The organism is Desertimonas flava, from assembly GCF_003426815.1.
Taxonomy (GTDB): domain Bacteria; phylum Actinomycetota; class Acidimicrobiia; order Acidimicrobiales; family Ilumatobacteraceae; genus Desertimonas; species Desertimonas flava.
On record NZ_QKYK01000007.1, the window covers coordinates 119,930 to 137,667 of the forward strand.

General features: G+C 70.3%; 16 protein-coding genes. 3 read left to right on the forward strand and 13 right to left on the reverse strand.

The window, feature by feature from the left end; translation table 11 throughout:
• Positions 1 to 18: 18 nt before the first annotated feature.
• The 10 genes from DN771_RS10745 to DN771_RS10790 all read right to left on the reverse strand — a co-directional run bounded on the left by DN771_RS10745 (position 19) and on the right by DN771_RS10790 (position 12,291).
• Positions 19 to 1,410: a dihydroorotase gene (locus DN771_RS10745; RefSeq protein WP_162941799.1), complete on the reverse strand. Its 1,392-nt coding sequence runs from the start codon at positions 1,408 to 1,410 to the stop codon at positions 19 to 21.
• Positions 1,407 to 2,096, reverse strand: a complete 690-nt coding sequence (locus DN771_RS10750) for a cysteine hydrolase family protein (RefSeq protein ID WP_205528532.1) — start codon at positions 2,094 to 2,096, stop codon at positions 1,407 to 1,409. The genes DN771_RS10745 and DN771_RS10750 overlap by 4 nt, the downstream gene beginning before the upstream one ends.
• A complete protein-coding gene (locus DN771_RS10755; protein WP_116997370.1) occupies positions 2,093 to 3,574 on the reverse strand; it encodes an amidohydrolase family protein in 1,482 nt (493 codons plus the stop codon). Before DN771_RS10755 ends, DN771_RS10750 begins: the two co-directional genes overlap by 4 nt.
• On the reverse strand, positions 3,571 to 4,197 hold the full coding sequence (locus tag DN771_RS10760) for a thiamine pyrophosphate-dependent enzyme (RefSeq protein WP_116997371.1): 627 nt from the start codon (positions 4,195 to 4,197) through the stop codon (positions 3,571 to 3,573). The genes DN771_RS10755 and DN771_RS10760 overlap by 4 nt, the downstream gene beginning before the upstream one ends.
• A complete protein-coding gene (locus DN771_RS10765; RefSeq protein ID WP_162941800.1) occupies positions 4,194 to 4,697 on the reverse strand; it encodes a sulfopyruvate decarboxylase subunit alpha in 504 nt (167 codons plus the stop codon). The genes DN771_RS10760 and DN771_RS10765 overlap by 4 nt, the downstream gene beginning before the upstream one ends.
• The gene (locus tag DN771_RS10770) at positions 4,690 to 8,565 is read right to left on the reverse strand and encodes a molybdopterin cofactor-binding domain-containing protein (protein ID WP_116997373.1); all 3,876 of its coding nucleotides are present in this window, start codon (positions 8,563 to 8,565) and stop codon (positions 4,690 to 4,692) included. The genes DN771_RS10765 and DN771_RS10770 overlap by 8 nt, the downstream gene beginning before the upstream one ends.
• A complete protein-coding gene (locus DN771_RS10775) occupies positions 8,562 to 9,371 on the reverse strand; it encodes an ABC transporter ATP-binding protein (protein ID WP_116997374.1) in 810 nt (269 codons plus the stop codon). Before DN771_RS10775 ends, DN771_RS10770 begins: the two co-directional genes overlap by 4 nt.
• Before the next feature lie 12 nt (positions 9,372 to 9,383).
• A complete protein-coding gene (locus DN771_RS10780; RefSeq protein ID WP_162941801.1) occupies positions 9,384 to 10,268 on the reverse strand; it encodes an ABC transporter permease in 885 nt (294 codons plus the stop codon).
• Positions 10,268 to 11,122, reverse strand: a complete 855-nt coding sequence (locus DN771_RS10785; protein WP_116997376.1) for an ABC transporter permease — start codon at positions 11,120 to 11,122, stop codon at positions 10,268 to 10,270. Before DN771_RS10785 ends, DN771_RS10780 begins: the two co-directional genes overlap by 1 nt.
• Positions 11,123 to 11,496: 374 nt before the next feature.
• On the reverse strand, positions 11,497 to 12,291 hold the full coding sequence (locus DN771_RS10790) for a class I SAM-dependent methyltransferase (RefSeq protein ID WP_116997377.1): 795 nt from the start codon (positions 12,289 to 12,291) through the stop codon (positions 11,497 to 11,499).
• A 132-nt stretch (positions 12,292 to 12,423) separates the two neighbouring features.
• Between DN771_RS10790 and DN771_RS10795 the strand changes: the two genes are divergently transcribed.
• The 3 genes from DN771_RS10795 to DN771_RS10805 all read left to right on the forward strand — a co-directional run bounded on the left by DN771_RS10795 (position 12,424) and on the right by DN771_RS10805 (position 14,647).
• The gene (locus DN771_RS10795) at positions 12,424 to 13,008 is read left to right on the forward strand and encodes a carboxymuconolactone decarboxylase family protein (protein WP_116997378.1); all 585 of its coding nucleotides are present in this window, start codon (positions 12,424 to 12,426) and stop codon (positions 13,006 to 13,008) included.
• Positions 13,009 to 13,157: 149 nt separating this feature from the next.
• Positions 13,158 to 13,526 (forward strand): Zn-ribbon domain-containing OB-fold protein, encoded by a 369-nt coding sequence (locus DN771_RS10800; RefSeq protein WP_205528533.1) that lies wholly within the window; start codon positions 13,158 to 13,160, stop codon positions 13,524 to 13,526.
• Entirely contained in the window at positions 13,523 to 14,647 is a 1,125-nt protein-coding gene (locus DN771_RS10805; RefSeq protein ID WP_116997380.1) for a thiolase family protein, read from the forward strand. Before DN771_RS10800 ends, DN771_RS10805 begins: the two co-directional genes overlap by 4 nt.
• Positions 14,648 to 14,706: 59 nt before the next feature.
• Here the strand turns inward: DN771_RS10805 and DN771_RS10810 are convergent, their stop codons facing one another.
• The 3 genes from DN771_RS10810 to DN771_RS10820 form a co-directional block, all read right to left on the reverse strand.
• Positions 14,707 to 15,336 carry a TetR/AcrR family transcriptional regulator gene (locus DN771_RS10810; RefSeq protein ID WP_116997381.1) on the reverse strand — a complete coding sequence of 210 codons (630 nt, stop codon included), beginning with the start codon at positions 15,334 to 15,336 and terminating at the stop codon, positions 14,707 to 14,709.
• 109 nt (positions 15,337 to 15,445) lie between these two features.
• Positions 15,446 to 15,985 (reverse strand): cupin domain-containing protein, encoded by a 540-nt coding sequence (locus DN771_RS10815; RefSeq protein WP_116997382.1) that lies wholly within the window; start codon positions 15,983 to 15,985, stop codon positions 15,446 to 15,448.
• Positions 15,986 to 16,143: 158 nt separating this feature from the next.
• Positions 16,144 to 17,691: a class I adenylate-forming enzyme family protein gene (locus DN771_RS10820; protein WP_193615362.1), complete on the reverse strand. Its 1,548-nt coding sequence runs from the start codon at positions 17,689 to 17,691 to the stop codon at positions 16,144 to 16,146.
• Between the last annotated feature and the right edge of the window lie 47 nt (positions 17,692 to 17,738).

Below are 17,738 nucleotides of genomic sequence, written 5' to 3' on the forward strand. Positions count from 1 at the left end.
GACGGATGAGGTCGGGGGTCAGAGCGGGAGCACGGTGGCGTCGGCGCGGCGGGGAACGACCCGGCCCGAGCCGGGCTCGGCGAGCACCTGACCGTCGCGGAAGATGACCTCGCCGCGCCGGACGGTGAGGTCGGGCCAGCCGACCAGCTCCTTGCCCTCGAAGGGGCTGGTGTACTCCGACATGGTCATCTCGGGCGACACCCGGCGCTGTCGCTCGAGGTCGACGACGACCAGGTCGCCGTCGGTGCCCACGGCCAGCTCGCCCTTCTGGGGATGGAGGCCGAAGATGCGCGCCGGGTTGAGCGCCATCACCTCGGCGAGACGCGAGAGCGACAGGCGGTTCTTCATCACACCCTCGGTGATCACGACCGGCAGCGCCGTCGCCAGGCCGGGGAACCCCGGCTTCTCGTCCCAGAGCCCGGCGCCGGTCTTGACGATCGGCACGTGGTCGGAACCGATCGTGTGGATGTAGCCACGGTGCAGGCCGTCCCACAACTTGTCCTGGTGCTCCTCGTCGCGCAGCGCCGGCGCCACCTTGCCCACGCCCGGCCCCTGCGCCAGCAGGCGCTCGTCGTGAGGCGTGAGCGCCAGGTAGTGCGGGCACGTCTCGAGCACGATGCGCACCCCGTCGAGGCGCGCCGCGCCGGCCGCCGCCACGGCCATGCCCACCGTCGTGTGGGGGATGTACAGCTGGCAGCGCTGCTTGGTCGCCAACCAGATCGCCCGGATGATGTCCTGCTCCTCGACGAAGTCGGGGCGCGACTCGCTGTAGGCGGCGAGGTCCTCACGCCCGGTCGAACGCATCCGATCGGTCAGGAAGCTCACAAGCGAGTCGTCCTCGCAGTGCACCATGCAGTAGCCGTGCGGACCCAGCTCACGCACCAGCTCCATCGCCCGGAACAAGATGGCGTCGTTCACCGTGACGAGTCCGATCGGGTTCCCGGGCTCGTAGCCGCCCATGTAGAACTTGTAGCTGGTCACCCCGAACTCGTCGGCGTAACGCGGGATCTCGTTCACCTGCTCCATCGAGTCGAGGATGAAGTGGAACCACGTGTCGATCCGCATGTTTGCTTCGCACATCTCGATGTCGCGGGGGAACGTGTCGAGGAACGAGCCGTTGGGTGCCCGCCGGTACTGGATAACCGTCGTCACGCCGCCGGCTGCCGCGCTGGCGGTCTCGGACTGGAGGATCTGGTCGTAGGGCAGCCCGCCGCCGAGGTGGACGTGGGGATCGACCAGACCCGGAAGGATGTGCTTGCCGCCGCAGTCGTACGTCTCCACGGCCGGCGGCAGCGAGTCGTCATCGCCCACGGAGATGATGCGACCGTCGCGGATGGCGACGCCGCCGGGAAAGACCCCCGAGCTGGTCACGACGCGTCCGTTGACGACGGCGAGATCGGCTTTGCTCACGATGAGCTCCCTTCGGACATGGCCGCGGCCGGAAGGGCGGCGGCGAGTAGTTGATCGGTGGTGGCCCGGCGGCCGAGCAGGCCGCGCTGGGCGACGACGAGGGTCATCGCTGCGGCGTGGGCCTCGGGCCAGTACGAGGCGGTGGCGTCGGAGAGGACGAGGCACGAGTACCCGAGGTCATGCGCCTCCCGGAACGTCGAGGTGACGCAGACGTCGCTCGTCACGCCGGCGAACACGAGATGGGTGATGCCGCGTTCGCGCAGCTCCTCGTCGAGCGAGGTGGACCGGAACGCACCCTTGCCCGGCTTGTCGATGACGATCTCGCCGGCGACGGGTGCGAGGTCGTCGACCAGCTCGTAGCCAGGCTCCCCCTGCACGAGATGGCGGCCGAGCGGGCCGGAGCCCGCTCCCGGCGACCCCGAGGGCCGGCCGACCCTCGTGTGGACCACGGTCCAGCCGAGAGTCCGGGCGGCGCCGAGCACGCGCCGGGCTTGGCTCCGGGCCCCCCGGAGCTGATCGATCTCGTAGCCCTGCTGGTCGGCCATCCCGCCCGGCGAGCAGAAGTCGTGCTGGAAGTCGATGAACAGGGCGGCCACCGACACGTCGTCGAGGCGCGCCGGGGCCAGCGGCCACGGCGTCGGGTCGGCGGCGACGGCGACGGCGAGCGGAGATCCGGCGTCCGTCACGACCAGTAGCGGGCGAAGTCGAGCTCGATCCCGGCCAGCGACGCTTCGAGCGATTCCAGGAACGGGCGGCGCTCCTCGAAGCGCTGCAGGCGTTCGGGCAATCCCGCCCACAGGCGCTCGCGCACCTCCCGGGCCTCGTCACGGATGGCGGCCTCGTCGACGCCGACCAGCTGCCGTCCGGCGACGAGACGGCGGCCGTCGACGTAGACGTCTTCGACCGACTGGCCGAGTTCGGCGAACACCAACTGGTTGGCGATCTGGGCCGCCGGTCCCGGCGAGAACCGGAGGCGATCGAGGATCACGAGGTCGGCGCGGTAGCCAGGGGCGATGCGACCGACGGGCTGCCCGAGCACGGCCCGGCCACCGTCCCACAGCATCTCGAGGGCGTCGAGCGCCTTCGGCGACGGGGCCAGCGGCCCGCGGACCCGCTGCACGAGTGCCGACAGCTTCAGGGTCTCGAACATGTTGAGGCTGTCGTTGCTCGACGCCCCGTCGGAGCCCAGGGCGACCGGCGCGCCGGCGGCCAGCAGATCCGGGATCGGCGCCAGCCCGGCGCTCAGCTTGAGGTTGCTCGCCGGGTTGTGGACGGCCACCGCGGCGTGCTCGGCCATGATCCCGATCTCTCGCGGATCGAGCCAGATGGCGTGGGCGAACGAGGACGTGGCCTCCAGCGCGCCGACCTTCTCGAGGAATCCCACGGTCGACCCGGCGTAGCGCTGGCGGGCCACTTCCACCTGGCCCGACGCCGACAGCAGATGCGTCTGCAGCGGCACCCCGGAGCCGCGCGACAGCTCGACCGACGACTCGAACAGCTCGACCGAGCACCGCGGCAGCGACGACGGTCCGAGCATCGGGCGCACCAGAGGGGTGCGGCTCGACCAGCGGGTGACGAACGCGCCCACCGGTCCCATCACCTCGTCGACCGACAGTCGCGGGACACCGGCCGTGTGGCTCCCGTCGATCAGCCACCCGGGGATCGACGACATGTAGTCGAGGTCCGAGTACTGCGCGGCCACCCCGGCCCGGATGCCCAGGTCGGCGTAGGCCTGGCACACGGCGTCCATGCCGTCGGCGAACCATTCGTCGTCGGAGCGGGCGCAGTCGACCACCGACGTGGTCCCGCCGAGCAGCATGTCGAGCGCGCCGACCTTGGCGCTGAGACCGAGCTCGTGGGGACTGAAACGGGCACCGGCACCGCCGTAGCTGGCCAGCACCAAATAGGCGTCGAGCGGCAGCTCGTCGCACAGCCCGGCTTCGAGCGTCTGATTCGAGTGGAGGTGGGCGTTGATCAGCCCGGGGATCACGACGCGGCCGCCGGCGTCGACCACCTCATCGAACTCGGCCGCGGTGCGCGCATCGGGGCCGACGGCGACGATCTCACCGTCCACCACCGCCACGTCGGTCGGGGTGACGTCGCGGCCCTCGCGACCGATCGCCGCGTCGAACACGGCGGCATTGGTGATCAGCAGGCTGGTCATGGATTCCCCCCAGAGGTGGACGGCCCGGCTGTTGGGGCCTCGTCGGTCGTCGGCGTCGCGGTCTCGCGGAGCCGGCGCTGGAACATCGCACGGGCCTCGGCGCCCGAGTGCTCGCCGGGGCCGCCGTAGGGCGCCGCCTCCACCTCGATGTCGAGGACGCAGAAGGCGACGCCGGGCTCGCCCCAGAACCGGCCGCACGCCGCGGTCAGCTCGTCGGGCTCGGCAGGAGTGTCGATCACGCGCAGCCCGGCACCACGGGCCAGCACACCGAGGTCGGTCCCGGCGCCGGCGAGCGGATGGCCACCGCCCGTCTCGTAGCGGCCGTTGTGGAACACCACGACGGCCAGCTCGCACTGCGGGGCGCCGCTGATCGCCAGCAGCACCTCGAGGTTCATCGTCAGGTCCCCGTCGCCGGCGAGCCAGACCACGCGACGTGGACGCACGGCCAGGGCCAGGCCGAGGGCGACCGATCCGGCCAGGCCCATCGGGTCGGACCCGAAGTGGACGGCGTTGGGTGCGTCGATCGCCGCCCAGGCCCGACTCGTGGACCCGAGGCTGCACACGACCACCGGCTCGGGCCCGATCGCCGCGGCGATCGTCGCGGCGGCGACTTCGCGCCTCATGACGTCACCTCGCCGGCGATGCGCAGAGCGGGCCGATCGGCCAGCAGCACGACGGGTCGGCGGCGCAACTCGGCCTGCTGCCGCGCGGGGCCGAGCACGTCCCACCCGTTCGGGCCGTCGACGCGCGACCACGGGATCCCGATGGCGTCGAGCACCGGGATGGTGACCGCGCCCTTGTACTGCTGGTAGTAGAAGGCGTCGCCGGGCCCGCCGCGGTCGGCGGCCACGATGAGCGCGGGAATCTGGTGGTGATGGGCCAGGCCGGCGAGGGCGTTGACCGACAGCAGCAGGCCGGCGTTCTGGCAGAGCACCATCGCCCGGCGACCCCCGAGCCACGCTCCCGCGCAAACACCGATCGCGTCGTCCTCGCGAGCGACGCGCACCAGCTCGACGTCGAGCGCGGAGTCGGCGAACTCGATGCCGTCGCTCAGCCACGAGTCGGGCACGGTGGCGATCAGGTCGATGCCCGCGCCGCGAATGGCCTGGGCGAGGTCAGTCACGTGCCAACCTCCGCATCGCCCGCCCGGCGAGGGCGGCGACGGCATCGAGCTTCCACGCGTTGTCCCGCAGCGGATGGGCCGACGCCTCGAGATCGGCATCGACAGCGCGACGGAAACGATCGGCGCGAGCAGGCCCCGGGCCGACACCTGAGGCAGCGCGCTCGGCACCTCGCGCCCGCCACGGTGTGGGCGCCACGGCGCCGAGCACCACCCGGACGTCGCGCAGCGTGCCGGCCGGATCGCCGAGCGCCGTCACCGCCGCCGAGCAGGCGGCGAAGTCGCCATCCCAGAGAGCGAGCTTCTCGAACGCCTGCGTCCGATCGGCGTCGGCCACCGCGATGTGCACCCCGACGAGCACGTCGCGATCGCCGAGCACGCTCTCGCCGGGACCCGTGTACAGCTCGGCGATCGGCAGCATGCGATCGCCACGAGGACTGCGAACATGGGCCGTGGCGTCGAGGGCGACGAACACCGTCGCCAGGTCCGACGGCGTGACCGCCTGGCATCGGTGGGCCCCGATCACGGCGTGGCTGAGGCGATGCTCACCGTCGACGGCGTAGCAGGGGCACGTGACGCCGCCGCGCTTGTAGCAGTCGAACCCGTTGCGGAAATACCAACAGCGCTTGGCCTGCAGGAGGTTCCCGGCCACGGTGGCCGTGGTGCGCAGCTGCTCAGAGGCGATGGTGCCGACCGCCTCGGCGACCATCGGCAGTCGAGTGGCGCAGGCTGCCGCCAGGTCGGCGAGCGTGACGGCGCCGCCGATCACGACGTCGCCGGTCGGTCCGACCTGGAGCTCGCGCAGCCCGGTCATGTCGCGCGTCGACACCAGTCTCACGGGCGACATCAGGCCCTGCTGACGTTGCACCATCACGTCGGTGCCGCCGCCGACCAGGGTCTCCCCCGGTGCGACGAGGCCCGAGCGCCGGACCCCTTCGATCGGCCGGCGCGACCGACGCCGGGCCAGCTTGGTGCCGTGGTTGTGCAGCACCCAGTGCAGGCCGAGCGGGTACGCCCGACGCATCGCCTCCACCCACCACTGGTGCGGATGACTGCGCCATGCCCGTGGCGGTCGCCGCCCGTGGCGCTCGGCCAACGCCTGCAGCACGCGGTCGGGGCTCAGCGGCACCTCGCGGAAGCGGATCCCGATGGCGTCGTACACGGCGTTGGCGAGGGCGGCCGGCGCGGGCACGAGGCTCATCTCGGCGACGCTCTTGGCGTCGAACGGACCGGCGTCCTCGCGACCCTCGACGAGGATCGTGCGTACCGGTGGCACGTCGCCCGACCGCGGCAGGCCGTAGTGGACGTACGCCGGGTTGACCGTCCGGCCGTGGTCGTGCAGGAGGCGCTCGGAGAGGGCCGCGCCGAGGCCCATCGCCACACCACCGATGATCTGGCCCTCGGTCTGCGTGGGGTTGAGCGCCCGGCCGATGTCGTGGGCGGCCACGTAGTCGACGACGGTGATCACACCGGTCTCCGGGTCGACCTCCACCTCGCACGCGTGGGCGGCGAAGGTGTAGCTGGCGGCCACGTTGGGGGTGGGGTTGCTCGGGTCGTAGAGCTCCATGCGGGGATCGAGCCACTCGCGCTGGATGGTGAGGACTCCGTCGTGCGCACCCGGGTCGAGCCGCACGAGATCTCCGAGCTCGACGTCGCCCTGCGGCGAGCGCGCCAATCCGTCGCGCAACGTGATCTCGTCGGTGCCGAGCTTGGCGGTGGCCAGCCCACGCAGATGCTCGGCAGCCGCCTCGGCCGCCACCCGCACGGCGTGGCCTCCCATGTGGGTCCCACGCGACGACCAGGCGCCCTGGTCGTACACGCCGAGGTCGGCCATCTCGACGCCGATCTGCTCGGGGTCGAGCCCCAGCAGCTCGCCGGCGATCTGGGCGAGGAGCGTCCGCTGACCGGTGCCGGCGTCGGCGCCGCCGAAGCGGACGGACACGCGTCCGTCGACGTCGATGTCGATCGCCGCCTCGCTCCGGTTGGCGTCGGGGAAGGCGTAAGAACCGCTGCCGTGCGACGCCGCGGCCACCCCGACGCCGCGGTAGGGGCGGCGTTCGCGCTTCTTGCGATCCCAGTCGATGGCCTCACGAACGGCATCGAGGCACTCGGCGAACCGGGCCGAGCCGAGCTTGGACCCGTTGAGCATCGTCGTGCCGGGCAGGTTGGCGTTGCGCCGCCGCAGCTCGATCGGATCGACGCCCACCTTCTCGGCCAGCTCGTCGATCTGCTGCTCGGTCGCGAACGTCACCTGCACCGCGCCGTAGCCGCGGAACGGGCCGGCCGGCTGCGTCGCCGTGTCGATCAGGCGGGCGTCCCACGACGCACCCTTGGGGTCGTAGATCGAACCGAGCGTCTTGATCCCGACGCGCATCACGGCCGGGCCGTAGTGGTTGTAGGCGCCGTTCTCCACCTCGACGTCGGCGTGCAGGGCGGTGATCCGTTGTTCCGCGTCCACTCCCGTCGTCAGCCGGACCCGGAACGGATGGCGGGTCTTGGTGACGGCGAACTCCTCGTTGCGGTCGTACACCAGCCGCACGGGCCGGCCGGTCAGCTGCGAGAGGCGGGCCGCCAACACCTCGTGCTCGCACACCTTCGACTTGGCGCCGAAGCCCCCGCCCACCGCCACGTCGTGGCAGCGCACGTCGGCGACCGAGATGTCGAGCAGGCGGGCGACCTCCTTGGCCACCATCATCGGCGCCTGCGTCGACACCCACAGCTCGAGCGTCCCGGAGTCGCCGTCCCAACGGGCGATCACCGACTGCGGCTCCATCGGCGCCTGCGACTGGCGGGGCCAGTAGAACTCGCCGGTCACGCGGTCGGTCACACGATCCCACGCCGCGGCGCCCTCACCCCAGCTGCCGGTGAGGTGGGACGAGACGTTCGGCTCGCCGGTCGCCCGGTCGTGCAGCACGGCGGCACGACGCCGTAGCGCCGACCGCACGTCGGTCGGGCCGCGGCGGCGCTTGTAGCGCACGCGGACCAGCCCGGCGGCCTCGCGGGCGAGCTCCTTCGTGTCCGCGGCGACCACGGCGACGTCCTGGCCGATGTACCGCACCACGCCGTCGGCGAGCACCGGCCGGTCGGAGTCGGCGCCGTGCAGGTACTTCGTGCCCTTCGGGAAGTCGGCCGCCGTCAACACGGCGTGCACGCCGGGGAGCCGCAGGGCCGCGTCGGCGTCGATGCCGACGATCTCGGCATACGGCCACGGCGAGCGGACAACCGCTGCCTCCAGCAGGCCGTCGAGCTCGACGTCGGCCACGTACACGGACGCGCCACTGGTGCGCTGCCGCCAGTCGTTGGGCCGTCGCCTGGCGCCCACCGACGTCGTCGACGACAGGGTGGTCGCCCGCGTGCTCGAGCGGCCGAGCAGCTCGGCCGGTTCGTCCGCAGCCCGCTCGCCGCGGCGTCGCGCCGCGACGTCGACCACGGCGTCGACGATCGGCCTGCCGCCGGTGCACCGGCAGATCACGCCGCTCATCGCGTGGGCGATCGCCGTCGGGTCGAGCCCGTCGGCTGCCGCGGCCTCCTGGGCGACGTGGTCGCCGAGCACCACCTGGCCCGACGTGCAGAAGCCGCACTGGAACCCGCCGTGGTCGGCGAGCAGGGCCCGCAGGTCCTCGGCGCCGTCGGCCACGTGCTCGATCGTCTCGACCGGCTCGTCGACCAGGGCGGCGAGCGTCACGCACGACAGCGCCGGCCGGCCACCGATGCGCACGGTGCACGTGCCGCACTCGCCCCGACCGCACGACTCCTTGGTGCCCGACAGGCGGAGGTGATCGCGCAACGCGGTGAGCAGCGACGTGCCCGGCTCGAGCGAGAGCGTGTGTCGTGTCCCGTTGACGTGGAGCTCCACGTGCTGGGCCGTCATTCCGGGTGGACCGCCGACGTGACGAGGTCGGTGCGTCGCGCCGAGCCCATCACCTGGGAGAAGACGTTGGCGCGCAGGTGGGCGAACGCGGGCAGTTCCTTGGTGGCGATCTGGTCGCGCTGGCGGGGCAGATCGACGTCGATGACGTCGCGGACCACCGACGGTCCCTGGCTCAACACCACCACCTGGTCGGCGAGGTAGACCGCCTCGTCGATGTCGTGCGTGACGAACAGGATCGTCATCGAGTACTCGTCCCACAGGCGGCGCACGAGGTCCTCGAGGTTGGCCCGGGTCTGGGCGTCGACCGACGCGAACGGCTCGTCCATCAGCAGCAGCTGCGGCGACGTGGCCAGCCCGCGAGCGATGGCGACGCGCTGCTGCATGCCGCCCGAGAGCTGCCACGGGTAGAGCTTCTCGCTCCCGTCGAGACCCACCGAGTGCAGCGACTGTTCGACGATGACGGCGATCTCCTTGCGGCTCTTGCGCTGACCCTCGAGCGCCATCGCCACGTTCTTGCCCACCGACAGCCACGGGAACAGCGACCGGCTGTAGTCCTGGAAGACCATCGACATCCCTGGCGGTGGCCCGTCGATCGGCCGCCCGTTCATGCGCACCTCGCCGCCGCTGATCGGGCGGAGGCCGGCGATGCTCATCATCAGTGTGGTCTTGCCGCAGCCCGACGGCCCGACGACCGAGACGAACGAGCCTTGCGGGACGGAGAAGGTGACCGATTCGATCGCCTTCACGAATCCGGATCGTGACGGGTAGCTCTTCGTGAGGCCGTCGATCTCCAACAGTGCGGTCATCGGAGGCGTCCTTTACTCGTTGTGGCTTCTCGACTGGATGTGCCAGCGCAGGACCCGACGCTCGATCGTGACCGCGATGAGGTTCACGAGAATGCCGATGATCGCCAGCAGGAACACGCCCGCCCAGACCTGGTTGTAGTTGAACATCCGCTGGGCGTAGACGATGTAGTAGCCGATCCCCGAGGCGGCGGCGAACAGCTCGCTCACCACCATGAGGATCAGTCCGATGCCGATGCTGATGCGGATGCCCGAGAAGATCTGCGGGCTGGCTCCGGGCAGCAGCACCTTGAAGAAGGTCCGCCAGCGGCTGAGGTGCAGGCTGCGTGCGGTGAGGAGTGACGTCTCGTCGATGTGGCGGACGCCATCCATCGTGTTGACGAGGATCACCCACATCGAGCCGAAGGCGATGAGGAAGACGTTCATCGACGAGGTGACGCCGAAGAGGACGACGGCGAGGGGAAGCAGCACCGTCGCCGGGATCGACATCAAGAAGCGGATCAGCGGGGTCAGGGCGAAGGCGACGTTCCGGGACATGCCCACGATCACGCCGACCGTGGTGCCGATGATGAGTGCGAACAGCCAGCCGCGGCCGGCGCGGGACAGGCTGGCAAAGACGTTCTCCCGGAACGTCTCGGTGGTGAACAGGGTCCCCACCGAGCCGCTGAAGAACTCCTCGCGAACGGTGCTGAAGATGGTGGACACCGGCGGGAAGAACAGCGACGTGGAGCGCGAGGCCGCCCACTGCCACAGCAGCAGGAGGGCGGCGAGGAGCCACACCGTGGAGATGAAGCGGACGATGCGCCGACCGACGGCCATGGCGAAGCGGGCCAGTTTCGAGGGCGCCGCCCGGTCGGGCACGCCGACGGGGATCGCCGTGGACGGCGTGACGGCGCTCATCAGCGCTTCCTGTTCGCCGGCGACCACGGCAGGATGCGCCGATCGAGCCAGGTGAGGCCGAGGGCGATGAGCATGCCCAACAGGCCGACCACGACGACGCCGGCGTAGACGAAGTCGGGCTCCTGGATGTTCTGGTAGCGCAGGATGATCGTGCCGACGCCATCCGTGGCGCCGAGGAGCTCGGCACTGAGGATCACGATGAGCCCGATCGCCGCCGCCACACGGATGCCGGTCACGATCGCCGGGGCCGCCGCCGGCAGAACGACGCGTCGCACCACCTTGAACCCGCTCCATCGCAACGAGCGGGCGACCGTCTTCATCACCGGGTCGACGCCGCGTGAGCCGTAGAGGCTGTTCAGCAGCAGGGGCCAGAAGACCGAGTAGATGACGAGTGCCGACTTCATCTCGTTGCCGAGACCCCACAGCAGGATGGCTACCGGGATGAGGGCCGTGCCCGGCACCGACCGGGCCGCGTCGACGACGAGCAACACCGGCCGCTCGAGGAACGGCAGGTACCCCAGCGCGAGACCGACGGGCACGGCGACGACCGTGGAGACCAGCAGGGACCACGCCCAGGTGCGCAGGGTGCCGCCGAGCGCTTCGAGGAAGACCCGGTCGGTCAGGAGGTCGGCCACCCGTTGGCCTACCGGCCACGGTCCGGGGATGGCGTCGGGGTTCAAGGTGCCCGTCGCCGACAGGATGGCCCAGACCCCGACGGCGGCGACGATCCCCGCCGCGCCGAGCAGCACGGGCTTGGCGATGCCGCGACCGCGCTCGCCTGCGTGCGGTGTCCGGCGAACGCGACTGAGGACGGAGCGCGTCGGCACGGCCATCGCGGACGGAGCATCACTCATCGGAGGTGCACTCCTCCGACTTCGTGGTCCAGGTCCACTCGATACCCCTCTCGTCAGCCTTGTTGATCGTTCAATCCGCGAGCGGCGGCCCGCGGCACTCCCCAGTTGACCGGCAATGTGTAACAGCCGTGTCTCCGGAGTGTCAACATGAGATTTCGGATGGTGGATTGTCGTTCCGCATCGCGAGACGCTCTACTCCAGGTGTTACCCCGGGTTCGGGGGATCACGACGAGCTCGTCCCACAACCAGCGTGATGCCATCCCGCGATGGGCAACGCCACTGACACACCGCGCCGAGGCCCCGGCGTCCGGCCCACGATGGCCGCCTCCGGGACCGACCGTCGGTGTCCTTCGTGGCGTCGATGCGGCGCCGATTCAGGCGACGCGAGCGACCATCAGCACGGGGCTGAGGATGCCGGCGGCGGCCGCGGCGAGATTGTTGAGGACGCGCTCGACGAATCCGGGGCCGAACAGATCGGCGGGCGTCAGGGGGCCGGGCGGCGGACCGGCGGCGGGGTCCAGCAGCTCGTCGTCGCGCTCGACCACGAACCCGGCGTCGGTGAGGAACTGCCGGTACGTCTCGCGGCGCTCGACGAACGACGATCGCTCGTCGTCGGCCCACGGCAACGGATAGGTCAGGTCGCCGTCGCCGACGCGCATCTGGTCGTACACGGCGAACCGACCATCGGGGCGCAGGACCCGGCGGACCTCGGCGATGACCAGATCCTTGCGCTCGATGTTCATGCCGACGTGGAGCAGCATCGCCCGATCGAACGACGCGTCGGCGAACGGCATCGACGTCGCCGAACCCACCTCGAACGACACCGAGTCACTCAGTCCCACCCGCGCCGTCAGCGCCCGGGCCAGCTCGACGAAGGCCGGGCTCAGATCGATGCCCGTCACGTGGCAACCGTGCCGCGCGGCAGCGAGACGGGCAGGCCCGCCGACACCCGAGCCGACGTCGAGGAGCTCGGAGTCCGCATGGACGTCGAGGGCGCCGAACAACCGCTCGGTGGCGGCGACGGATCCGGCGTGGAGTTGGTCGAGACCGGAGAGATCGTCGACGGTCAGCGTCGTCGCGTCGACCCCCACCCGGGCCAAGGCATCGAGCACGACCGCCTCCAAGTCGCTCCGGTGATAGTGGTCCCGTACGAGGTTCTCGGCGTCCATCGCGACCTCCTGTTCCGGCGAGAGCCAAGCACGTCGGACGCCCGCCGTCACGCAGATATCGCCGCACCGGCCGCTTCGTCACATTCCTCGCCCGGCGGGCGTCAAGTGATCAGAGACCTCGAGGAGGAACCAATGACCACCACCCCCCGTATCACCCCCGCCCCGATCACCGGCATCAAGGGCGCGCTCGTCAAGCGCTTCAGCAAGAAGGTGCTCGGGCGCGTACCCGAGTCGATGGGGGTGATGTGGCACAACCGCGACGTGCTCTTCGCCCTCGCCGGGCTCGGCGGCAAGGTGCAGAAGTGGCACCGGCTCGACCCCAACCTGCAGTCGTTCGCTCACATGGCCGTCGCCGCGTATGTCGGCTGCTCGTGGTGCCTCGACTACAACTATTTCCACGTCCACAACGCGGGCCTCGACGAGGCCAAGGCCAGCGAGGTGCCGCGCTGGCGCGAGTCCGACGTCTTCACTTCGCTCGAGCGCGATGTGCTGGAGTACGCCGAGGCGATGAGCGCTTCGCCGCCGGCCGTCACCGACGAGCTGTCGGCCCGCCTGCTCGACCAGCTCGGCGAAGCGGCCCTGATCGAGCTGACCGCGCTGGTCGGCTTCGCCAACCTGTCGACGCGCAGCAACGTGGCCCTCGGCATCGAGTCCGAGGAGTTCTCGTCCGCCTGCGCCATCCCCCTCGCCCGCCCCTCAGCCGCCGTCGCCAGCTGACCCGGCGAGGCCCCTGACGGGATGTGCCTGGCGCATGCCGTCACATCCCGTCAGGTCGACATCGCTTCCGAGATAGTGCCTGGCACTATCTCGGAGGCCCGTAACCAAACGAGCGGTAGGGTACGATCGCCGGCGGAAGTGAGGTGCCGTTGACCACCAATCCCGACCCCCGGCCGCGCGTCACCGACGCCGACAGCGGCGAACCCGTCACGGTCGCGGGCGCGTCGTGTCACGCTTGCGAGCTGGCGACGCTCAGCTCGGTCTCCCGATGCCCGTCGTGCGGCGAAGGCCTCGAGACCGCCCGCTTTGGCCCCGGCGGCACCGTGTGGTCGTCGACGGTGGTGCGGGTGCCGATCCCTGGTCGCACACCGCCGTACGCGGTGGCCTACGTGGATCTCGACGACGGACCGCGCCTGTTGTGCCACCTCGACAGCGACGAACGACCGGCCGTGGGCAGCAGGGTGCGACTCGTCGGCACCACGGTGGCGGGCGACGTGCTCGTGCGGGCGACGCCATGACCGCGACCGTCCTCGGTGTCGGCACCTCGTTCTTCGGCAAGCAGCCCGACACGCACCCCAACGAGCTGATCTGGACGGCGGTGAGCGAGGCCCTCGCCGACGCCGACCGGCCACGCATCGACGCCGTCTACGTGGGCACGGTGTTCGGTGCGCCCGGCGTCGCCCAACGGGCGTTGCATCACCTGGGGCTCACCGGCATCCCGATCATCACCGTCGAGAACGCGTGCGCCAGCGGCACGACGGCGTTCCACGAGGCCGTGCAGATGGTCGAGCTGGGACGCTTCGACCACGTGCTCGCCGTGGGCGTGGAGAAGATGACCGACAACTTCGCCGGGGCGATCCATCCCGAGCCCACCGACCCCGAGGGCCGCTCGGGCTTGGCCCTGCCCAGTCTCTACGCGATGGCAGCCACCCGGTACCAGAGCGAGTTCGGACTCACCGACGCCGACCTCGCCATGGTGGCCGTGAAGAACCACGGTCACGCGGTGGCCAACGAGCGGGCGCAGCACCGCACGCCGCACACCGTCGAGGAGGTGCTGGCGTCGCGCATGATCGCCGACCCCCTCACGTTGCTCCAGTGCTGCCCCATCGCCGACGGCGCAGCCGCGGCCGTGATCGGTCGGTGGACGGCGGGGCGGACCGGTGTGAAGGTGCGATCCAGCGTGCTCCGCTCAGGTGGCCTGTGGGACCACCGCAGCGATCACGTGTGGGGGTTCGAGCTCGTCAGGGACACCGCCGACGACGCCTACGCCGCTGCCGGCATCGACCCCGGCGAGGTGGACGTGATCGAGTGCCACGACGCCTTCACGATCGGCGAGATCGTCACGACCGAAGCGCTCGGGCTGGCCGACGTGGGCAAGGGCGCCTCGCTCCTCCACGACGGCCACACTGCGCTCGGCGGCCCGCAACCGGTGAACCCGTCGGGCGGGCTGTTGTCACGCGGGCACCCGCTCGGCGCCACCGGGCTGGCGCAGATCGCCGAGATCGTCTGGCAGCTGCGGGGCACGGCCGGCGCCCGCCAGTCGCCAAGCGCCCGGCTCGGCCTCGTCGAGACGATGGGCGGCGGCGTGGCCGGCATCGACGGCAACGCGTGCGTGGTCGCCGTGCTCGAAGCCCCCTGACGGGCGACGGCAGTCGGTTCCGCGGGATGGTGCCTGGCACTGATGCGGCTGGCGGCGGCTCAGCCGGTGCGGCGACGCTTGGCCGGCGCCTTCGCCGCTCCCGCGACCGGCTTCCTCGCCCGGGTGACGGCACCGTTGAGGAACATCGTCGAGATCTGCTCGGCGAACACGGTCGCCGGCGTCGGCCCCTCGGGCCGGTACCAGTGCGTCATCCAGTTCAAGGCGCCGATGAGGGCGAGCGTGGCGGTGCGGGGGTCGAGGAACGTCGAGAACTCGCCGGCCTCCATCCCTTCCTCGATCATCGTGGCGATCGTCGCCACGTACTCCCGGTCCATCGCCGACCATTCGGCCGAACGGTGCCGCCCGGCGATCTCCTGGAGGTACACGGACGCGTAGACGAACGTCGTGTCGAGCGTGTGGGCGTGGGCGTGGGCGACTCGGCGAATCTTCTCCGACGGCGGTAGGTCGAGGTCGGCGATCTCCCGCACCTGGCTGAGGATGTGGTCGGCCGGGTCACGTACGACGGCGAAGAGCAGCTGCTCCTTCGAGTCGATGTAGTGGTAGATGCTGCCCTTCCAGATGCCCACCTCACCGGCGATGTCCTCGAGCGAGGTCGCGTCGTAGCCCTTCTCCTGGAACAGCCTCGCTGCTGTCTCGACGATCTCGGGCCACCTGCTGGGTCTCGGCATGGTTGTGCAGTTCTCCGAATCTCACCTCTGACGCGCACGAGCGTAGGCCGGACGCGGCGAGAGTCCGCCGATGGTCGGCGGACTCTCGTGGAACGACCGCGTCGCGGTCTCAGGAACCGGAGAAGACGTCGGCGCCGCTGGTGAAGTCGTACTTGAAGTGCGGCTCACCCTTGATGGTGCCGTCGTTCAGCACGATGTGCGTCTCCTTGGAGGCGATGGCGATGAAGTCCTGCACGGTCAGCAGGCTGATCACCTCGCTCGACGGATCGGGTGCGGCATGATTCTGCAGCAGCACGTTCGAGTCGGACTCGAAGATGCCCCGCGACTCGAACCCCTCCGGGCAGTCGCTGTAGGGCGTGTGGAACGAGCCGGCCGCCTCGTAGGAGAACATGCCGTTGTCCACCGTGTTGGTGCCCTCGCGGTAACCGAACCAGCCCTTGGTCGTGTACGCCATCGCCCGGCAGATGTGGAAGTGCGACGGGAAGTCCGGCGCACCCGGATCCATCTTGAAGGCGAAGGCGACGGTGTTCGTCGGCTCGTGGATCGTGAGCGCCTTGAAGTAGGACCCTTCGGCCACCTCCACCCACTCCAGGTCGTTGACCTGGATGTCTGCGGTGACCCGCTCGAGCTTGTCGAGACCCAATGACATGAGACAACCCCCCAAGAGCTGTGTGTCGAGCTGTTTGACTCGATCCAGATCGTAACCCAACGATCGGTGGGTGTCAAAGCGCCTCCGCCCTACAGGCGCTCTCAGAGAGCAACGGCGCCCTGATCTCTAACCAAACGAACGTTTTGGTCGGCCCGCCGTCAGTTGCCGGCCACGCGCCGCTGCTGCCCCGCCCAGTACGGCTCGCGGAGCACCTTGCGCTGGATCTTGCCCACCGGGCTCTTGGGCAGCGGATCGGTGCGGAACTCGACCACGCTCGGCTTCTTGTACGACCCGAGCCGGGTGGCGCACAGCTCGACGATCTCGTCGGCGGCCACCTCGGCGCCCTCGGCCACCACGCACAGCGCGACGGGCGTCTCGCCCCAGCGCTCGTGTGGCGCGGCGACCACGGCGACCTCGATCACCGCCGGATGGTCCTGGATGGCGTTCTCCAGCTCGGCCGGCCAGATGTTGAAGCCGCCCGAGATGATCATGTCGTCCTTGCGGTCGAGCACGTACAGGTAGGCATTGTCGTCGAGCCGGCCGATGTCGCCGGTGAGCACGAAGCCGTCGGAGGTCATCCGCTCGGCGGTCGCCTCGTCGTTCTCCCAGAACCCGAGCATCTGACCGTCGCACTTGATGGCGATCTCGCCCTCGTCGCCGATCGGCATCTCGCGCATCGGATCCTCGGGGTCACGGATCTGTAGATAGGCGAACGGCAGGGCCCGCCCGGCCGACCGCAACGGGTTCGAACCCTCCACCGTGGAGAACCACTCCTCGGGACCCATCATGCACACCGGCAGGGCCTCGGTCTGGCCGTAACCCTGATAGAGAACCTTGCCGAACACGTCGGCGGCCAGGCGCGCCGTGTCGTCGTTGACGGGCGCCCCGCCGATCTGGATCACCTTCAGCGACGACCAGTCCCGCTCGCGGACCGACGGGTGGCGGGCCAGGGCGTTGAGCATCGCCGGCACGAGGAACATGTAGGCGATGCGCTCACGTTCCATCACGTCGAGCGTGTCGGCCGGATCGAAGTGGTCGAGCAACACGTTGCACCCGCCCGACAGCCACGTGGGCGTGTACAGGTAGCCGGAGCCGTGCGAGATCGGGCCTACGTGCAGGCAGCGGTCGCCGGCCTGCATCGGCGGGAAGTTGTAGAACCAGTCCCGGCCGGCGGCCAGCCACGACCGGTGGCTGTAGGCCACGCCCTTGGCCCGTCCCGTCGTACCGCCAGTGTGGCGGATGATGTACCAGTCGTCGGGCTCGATCGGCACCTGTGGATCGACGTCGGACTGCTCGGCGAGCCACGCCTCGTAGCCGGCATCCCGAACGAGCACGTCCTCCAGCCCGGCGACGTCATCGGTGATCGACTTCATCTCGTTGCGGTAGGCGTCGGACACGACGAGCAGCCGGCACCCGGTGTGGTCGAGCATGTGGACGTGGCTCTCGTAGGAGTTGCGCGCGTACAGCGGGACTCGCACCAGCCCGGCGATCGCCGCGCCGACGAAGAGGTCCTGGGCCTCGATCGAGTTGTCCTCGAGGACGCCCACGCGGTCGCCGGGCGCCAGCCCGAAGCTGCGCAGCCCGTTGGCGAGCCGGACCCCGCGCTCCCACGCCTCGGCGAACGACAGCCGCCGGTCGCCGTGCACCACGGCGGTCCGCCGCGCGTTGTAGCGCGCCGCCTGCCTCATCAGTCCGGTGACGTTCACTCCTGTACTCCTTGTCGAACTTCGTGTCGAACTTCGGGTCGAACTTC